This is a genomic window from Bradyrhizobium sacchari (assembly GCF_002068095.1).
GTDB classification, from domain to species: domain Bacteria; phylum Pseudomonadota; class Alphaproteobacteria; order Rhizobiales; family Xanthobacteraceae; genus Bradyrhizobium; species Bradyrhizobium sacchari.
Genome location: NZ_LWIG01000024.1, coordinates 42,568 through 48,990, shown reverse-complemented (window position 1 = coordinate 48,990; position 6,423 = coordinate 42,568). Strand labels below are relative to the sequence as shown.

Annotated in this window: 6 protein-coding genes; 4 read left to right on the top strand and 2 right to left on the bottom strand. The window is 58.9% G+C overall.

The features are described 5' to 3' along the window. A partial coding sequence (locus A5906_RS23890; RefSeq protein WP_210189984.1) for a GntR family transcriptional regulator occupies positions 1-536 on the top strand: 536 nt, incomplete at its 5' end. Between the two features lie 66 nt (positions 537-602). Here the strand turns inward: A5906_RS23890 and A5906_RS23885 are convergent. After that, positions 603-929 (bottom strand): AtuA-related protein, encoded by a 327-nt coding sequence (locus A5906_RS23885; protein ID WP_080137745.1) that lies wholly within the window; start codon positions 927-929, stop codon positions 603-605. Then, the gene (locus A5906_RS23880; protein WP_080137744.1) at positions 926-2,269 is read right to left on the bottom strand and encodes an acyclic terpene utilization AtuA family protein; all 1,344 of its coding nucleotides are present in this window, start codon (positions 2,267-2,269) and stop codon (positions 926-928) included. The genes A5906_RS23885 and A5906_RS23880 overlap by 4 nt, the downstream gene beginning before the upstream one ends. Before the next feature lie 148 nt (positions 2,270-2,417). On the opposite strand from A5906_RS23880, the gene A5906_RS23875 reads away from it, so the two are divergent. The 3 genes from A5906_RS23875 (at position 2,418) to A5906_RS23865 (ending at position 6,406) form a co-directional block, all read left to right on the top strand. Next, the gene (locus A5906_RS23875) at positions 2,418-3,830 is read left to right on the top strand and encodes a M20/M25/M40 family metallo-hydrolase (RefSeq protein WP_080137743.1); all 1,413 of its coding nucleotides are present in this window, start codon (positions 2,418-2,420) and stop codon (positions 3,828-3,830) included. 272 nt (positions 3,831-4,102) lie between these two features. Beyond that, positions 4,103-5,209 (top strand): ABC transporter substrate-binding protein, encoded by a 1,107-nt coding sequence (locus A5906_RS23870; RefSeq protein ID WP_080137742.1) that lies wholly within the window; start codon positions 4,103-4,105, stop codon positions 5,207-5,209. Between the two features lie 111 nt (positions 5,210-5,320). Further along, entirely contained in the window at positions 5,321-6,406 is a 1,086-nt protein-coding gene (locus A5906_RS23865) for an ABC transporter ATP-binding protein (protein ID WP_080137741.1), read from the top strand. The last annotated feature ends 17 nt before the right edge of the window (positions 6,407-6,423 follow it).

Sequence of the window (6,423 nt, the reverse complement as noted above, 5' to 3'; positions counted from 1 at the left end):
CCCGCCATGCTGTGCGGCGCGCCTTCGATGAGATGTTGCAGAACGGGCTTGTCGTACGGCTACCCCATAAGGGCGTGCGCGTGCGCAGCTATACGGCCAAGGAGGTGGAAGACCTCTACGAGCTGCGCGAGACATTGGAAGCCAAGGCGGCGCTGCGGATTGTCCTACCGGCGTCAGCCCAACTCGTTGAAGAGCTTGCAACGGTCCAGCAGGAACATGAGGCCGCCAGCCGAGCCGGAGATGTCGTGCGGCTATTCGAAGCCAACAACCAATTTCACGAAACGCTCTACGGCGCCTGCGGCAATGCCACGCTGGCCGAGGCGATCCGGCTCTATTCCACGCAGACCCACCCGATCCGTATGCGCAGCATGTCGGATGATAGCTGGCGCGAAGAAGCTGTTCGGCAGCATTGGCGGATGATCGAGGCGCTCGGCAAGGGCGACAACTCCGCGCTCGCAGCACTTTGCCTCGCGCATATCCGAGCGCCGAAGGAGTTCTATTTGTCGCTGTATCGGAACGGCGGGGGAAGTATTTAGAGCCGATCGGCCATTCCTTCTGTCCCTCACCGGAGATGGAAAATCTTCGGCGACTTCGTCAGAGACCTATCGATCACGCTCCTTCTGCGGGTCCGGCAGTTCCATCTCCAGCAAAGATGAGGACAGCGATTTGCCGTGTGCGTCTAGGGAAAGCGAGCGGGTGACGCCGCCGCCAAGCGCTTGATGAATGACGAAATTCAGCGCACCGAGGTTCGGCAGTTCGTAGCGCTCAACCTTGCCGCCGATGATATCGGAAAAGTGCGCCTTGACCCGCTCCACCGTGACATGTTCGGCGAGGAATGCGTAGTCGCCAGCCTCATAAGCGATGACGGAGATGTTCGAGATATTGCCCTTGTCGCCGGCACGAGCATGGGCGATTTCGCGCAGCCTCATGAGACGACCTCATATGAGACGCGCGGCTTGACCACGTCGCGCTCCAAAAGCGTGGAGGCGGCAGCAATCACTTCGCGCGCGGATTTCGTCGCGCCGCCGCCACCGGCGGGACCGCTGAGCCAGAGCGATTCCACCTCATTGCCGATGCGGATTGCATCGGCCATCGACTGGGTGCGCCCAACCACACGAATGCGCACTTCTGCCGGCTCAGGATATGAACCGACAGCCGCCCCCCGATGCACCGCATTGACGCCGATCATATCGAGCCGCAGTTCCTCGATCGGCACCCTGGTCAGTTTCAAGCGCTCCTCGACGATATCGAGCGCGACTTGGCCGCGCGCCCTGGCGCCGGAGCCGGCATAGGAGATCTGGCCCTCGCCGACATAGCTGTCGAGATAGCCTATCGTGACCTTGAGTGTATCGGTCTTCGCCCGGCCGCTGCCGCCGCTGATTGCGACGCGATCCGGCCCCACCTGCTCCAAGGACACGGTCGACAAATTCGCGACCACATCCGGCTGGATATACGCGGCCGGATCATGCACCTCATAGAGCAATTGCTCCTTGCAGGTGCGCAGGCTGACTTCGCCGCCGCTACCCTCGACCTTGGTCAACATCGCGGAACCGTCCTCCCGCACTTCGGCCAGTGGGAAGCCGATGCGAGCGAGGTTCGCGACATTCTTGTAACCGGGGTCGGCGAAATATCCGCCAGTCACCTGGCTCGAACATTCGAGCAGGTGCCCGATGACCATGGACTGGCCCAAGCGGTCCCAATCCTCCATGCCCCAGCCGAACTCGTGGATGAGCGGTGCGGCAAAAAGTGCGGGGTCGCTAACCCGGCCAGTGACGACGATATCCGACCCGGCCGCTAGCGCCTCGATGATCGGCTCAACACCGAGATAGGCATTGGCCGAAACGATGCGGCCGGCAAGGTCTGAGACGCGGCCCTGCCGTTCGATCAGCGGCAGATCGCTGCCGGTGATATGATCGAGCACATCATCGCCCTCGACAGCCGCAATCTTCAAATTCTTAAAGCCCATATCCCTGGCGATCGCCGCCACCGTTTTCGCGGCGGCGAGCGGATTGGCCGCGCCCATGTTGGTGATGATCCGGACGCAATTCTTCACCGCCGCCGGCAGCACAGCTTTGAACCGCGCGATGAGCAGAGGGTCGAACCCGACCGCAGGATTCTTTCGGCGCGCTTGCTGCGCCAATGCCGTCGTGCGCTCGGCCAGGCATTCGAAGCCGAGATAGTGCAGCGCACCCCGCTCGGCGAGTTCGACGGCAGGCTCGATACGATCGCCTGAAAACCCCGCGCCGGAGCCGATTCTGACGGTCTTCATGGCGGCTTCTCCGTTTCTTTCTTGCACACTTGATTATCGATGATATTATCGATAATCAAGTGTTCAAAAGGGCCACCAGGCTGCCTTGGATTGTTTCTTCCGGTTAGACGCGCGTATTCAGCGGTCATGTGTCACAGGAAATCTGAGAATGGATGAGGACGACGTTGTCCGCTACCTGTTGAAGCGCGAAGAACAAATCATGGAACGTCTCTGCGCTTTCCTTCGCATACCGAGCGTAAGTACTGATCCGGCCTTCGCAGAAGGCATGCGAAAGGCGCAAAGCTTCCTTTTGGTGTGGCTTGAAAGCATGGGACTGAGAGATGTCCAGCTTTTGGATGGCAGCGGCCATCCTGCGGTTTACGGTGCTTGGGAAGGCGCGCCCGGAAAGCCGACAATCCTGATCTACGGGCATTATGATGTAATGCCTCCCGATCCGGTCGAAGCATGGGTATCGCCGGCCTTCGAGCCGACAATCCGCAGTGGGCGGCTCTATGCCCGGGGTGCCTCGGACGTCAAAGGCTCGACTGCAATTGCTCTTGAAACGATCGAGGGCTTTTTAAAGGTGCGCGGCGCTTGTCCTGTGAACATCAAAGTCTTCCTTGAAGGGGAGGAAGAGAGCGGTAGCGCAAGTCTGCGTACGATCGTCGATCGATTTCGCCCTCTGCTCCAGGCTGATGCGATGATTTCGGCGGACGGTGGGCGCGCCAGCGCCGATATTCCGACAATAAATGTTGGCTGCCGTGGACTTGTCGAGCTGGAGGTTTCGGTCAAAACGGCCGCGAAGGATCTGCATTCGGGCCGCTACGGTGGCGCCGTCAGAAACGCGGCGCATGAGATGGCGCGAATTATCGCAACGTTACACGATGAGAGGGGGGCGATTGCAGTCCCGGACTTGGTCGCAGCGGTGCCAGAGCTAACAAGCGATGCGCGTGAACAGACCGCACGCTTTCCGTTCGACGACGGCGAATTCGTCCGGGAAGTCGGGGGCCTTGCTCACGGAGAGCCCGGATATTCAGTCCGCGAACAGCTCACATTGCGTCCGGCCCTCGACATCAATGGCATGTGGAGTGGATATATCGGCACTGGCAGCAAAACCATTATTCCAAACGTCGCGCACGCAAAGCTTTCATTAAGGACAGTGCCTGAACAGAGTATCGAGCACGCCGTTGCGGCACTGAAGGCTCATCTGCAATCCGTCACCCCGCAAGGTGTTGATCTTACGATCGATGATCCCGGGACGGGGGCGGAGGCTTTTAGCCTGCCGTCCGGCCATCCACTCGTCATTTGCGCGAGAAAGGTTCTCCGGGAGGCGACGGGTAAGGATCCAGTTCTTGTCCGGCTCGGCGCGTCTGTGCCCATCACCGTCATCTTCGAAGAACTGCTCGACGTGCAGACTCTGATGTTCGGCTTCAACCTTCCAGACGAGGACGTTCATGCGCCAAACGAATTCTTCCACGTTGCGTCCCTTGCGCAGGGGCTTTCGGCTTGGCCGCGGCTCCTGACGGCGCTTGGCGAGTTCGACAGCGGTTCGTTCCGGCAGGACGAAAGATTACAGGGTTGAAGACGACGAGCGCAGGTGAGGCGCGCGCTCGCGGGCGGACGTCGAAGATAAGCTCAGTGGTGCCGGGTGCAATGTCGCGAAAATTGGATATGCCGAGTTGCGCAGGAAAACTGCACGAACAGACGTATTACGCGAAACTCGGTGCGGGGCGATGCCTTAGGCTCCAGAAACAAAACTCCAAGAATAATATGTAGGATCCAGCTGCGGTGCGTTCAACTCGCCCATGGACGCATCAACCACAAGATCAACATCATTAGCAGAGGGGTGATGAGATGAGCTTCCTGGTGAACCGCAGACGTCTGCTGCAAACGGCGTCATCCGCAATTGTCATGGGCTCTGCGCCGCTGCGCGCGGGAAAGGCCGCTGCCCAATCTGCCGGCCAGTTGAAGGCTGTGGTCGGTGGCGGGGGATTCGGCAAGGCGATTGTGGAAGCCTTCGTCAAGCCGTTCGAGGCGGAGAGTGGCGTCAAGGTGACCGCAATTACTGACGATATGAGCGGTGCACAGATTGCAGCAATGGTAGCCAGCAAGAATATCACGGTCGATACCATTGTGCGCAGCCAGGCGAGTGCGCTCGAATTGTCTCGAGCGGGGCAGCTCGAGCCAATCGATTATTCGATCTTCAAGAAGGAAGAACTGGCGAATATTGCCGACTACTGCAAAAAGCCATTTGGCTTTGGACCCTACGTCTATTCCTGGAATCTCGTTTTCAATACCAAGAGGCTCGCATCGGGGCAGCCTCGCCCCAATTCCTGGACTGATTTCTGGGACGTCAAGAGATTTCCAGGCATCCGAACGCTTGCCAGCGGTCAGTTTGGTACTGCAGGCCCCTGGGAGGAAGCTCTGCTCGCGGACGGCGTCCCGCCGAACAAGCTCTATCCGCTCGACATCGACCGGGCATTTGCCAGTCTCGATAAAATTAAGCCCCACATCCGCAAATGGTGGACGAGCGGCGCAGAAATCCTTCAGATCATGCAGAGTGAGGCTGCGGACCTGGCTCAATCCTACGACGGAAGAGCCCTCACTCTGATTGACCAGGGCAGGCCTATCGAAATTGTCCGTAACCAGGCCAAGTTGACCTGGGACTACTGGGTGATTCCCAAGGGAAGTCCGAACGTCGCGAACGCGCAACGTTTTCTTGAATTTACCTCGCGTGCGGATCGCCAGGCGGCCTTTGCGCAGCTTTGGCCGCAGGCCCCCAGCAACAGCGCCGCTTACAAATTAATTCCGGACCAAACGGCGCGTAAACTTGCCACCCACCCTGACTATCTCAGCAATAGCATCATCCTCGATGCGGCTTGGTATGGCGAGGTTGGGCCGGACGGTCAGTCGAATGTCCAGCGTCTGGTCCAGCGGTGGAACGATTGGATTCTGCGGTAATCTGGCTTTGCTCAAAATACCACGAAGAAGGGTAGAGCAGGGGTGTTGCGCCGTTTCACCGCCGGCGCACGGTCTTATGGCTTACGGGGAAAGGCCGATCGAGGAGGGCACATGGTGAATGCACACACAGGGAATCTTGCACCAGCTTCTGCTGAACGTGCATGCGCGGATGAAAGTCCTCTAGCGCAGATCGAGTTTCGCAAGGTTACGAAGATGTACGGAGGGGTCGTCGCTCTTCGGGACTTCTCACTGACGGTCCGCAAAGGCGAATTTCTAACCATTTTGGGGCCCAGCGGATCAGGCAAGACAACTGCTCTGATGATCCTTGCGGGCTTCGAAGCGCCCTCCAGCGGGGACGTCCTCATTGCTCAGAATTCCGTTGCAGCAGTTCCATCCTTCCGCCGTGACCAGGGGATTGTCTTTCAAAGCTATGCTCTCTTTCCGCATATGACTGTCCGGCAGAACCTCGAATTTCCACTCGAGATGCGTGGAATGAAAGCCAGTGATCGCCTCGCCAAGGTCGACCGTATGCTCGAGCGCGTCCACTTGAAAGACTTTGGCTTAAGGATGCCTTCCCAGCTCAGCGGCGGTCAGCAACAGCGTGTGGCGCTTGCTCGGGCGCTGATAGCGGATTCTCCGATTCTATTGCTCGATGAGCCTCTTGGAGCTCTGGATCGGAATTTGCGCGAGCAAATGCAGAGCGAGATCAAGCAGCTGCATCGTGAATTCGGAAAAACGACTATTTGTGTCACCCACGACCAGGAAGAGGCCCTGACACTCTCCGACCGCATCGTCGTCATGCGCGCTGGCCGCATCGAGCAGGTTGATACGCCGGAGGCGCTTTACGATCGGCCGACCTCCCGTTTTGTGGCGAACTTCCTGGGGGAAGCCAATATCCTCTCTCAAGTCGGGTTCGAAGGCGGCGCTCCAGCCGGCAAGATCGCTATGATCCGTCCTGAGCGTATCGCCATAAGCTCGCTCGCCTCCCGACCGGTGGACGCTGAGAACAGGCAGTCGGTAACGGGCCATGTCGAAGAGATGACCTACGCCGGCCCCCTGCGGAAATACCATGTTCGTGTCAGAGACGAGGTCCTCGTCGTTCGCGAGCACGTTGCCGCGGGACAGCCTGTCTTCCAGCCTGGCGATCAGATCCAACTGAGCTGGTTGCGGTCGGATATCCGCCTCCTCGCGGAGTGATACGAAAGAGGCACATT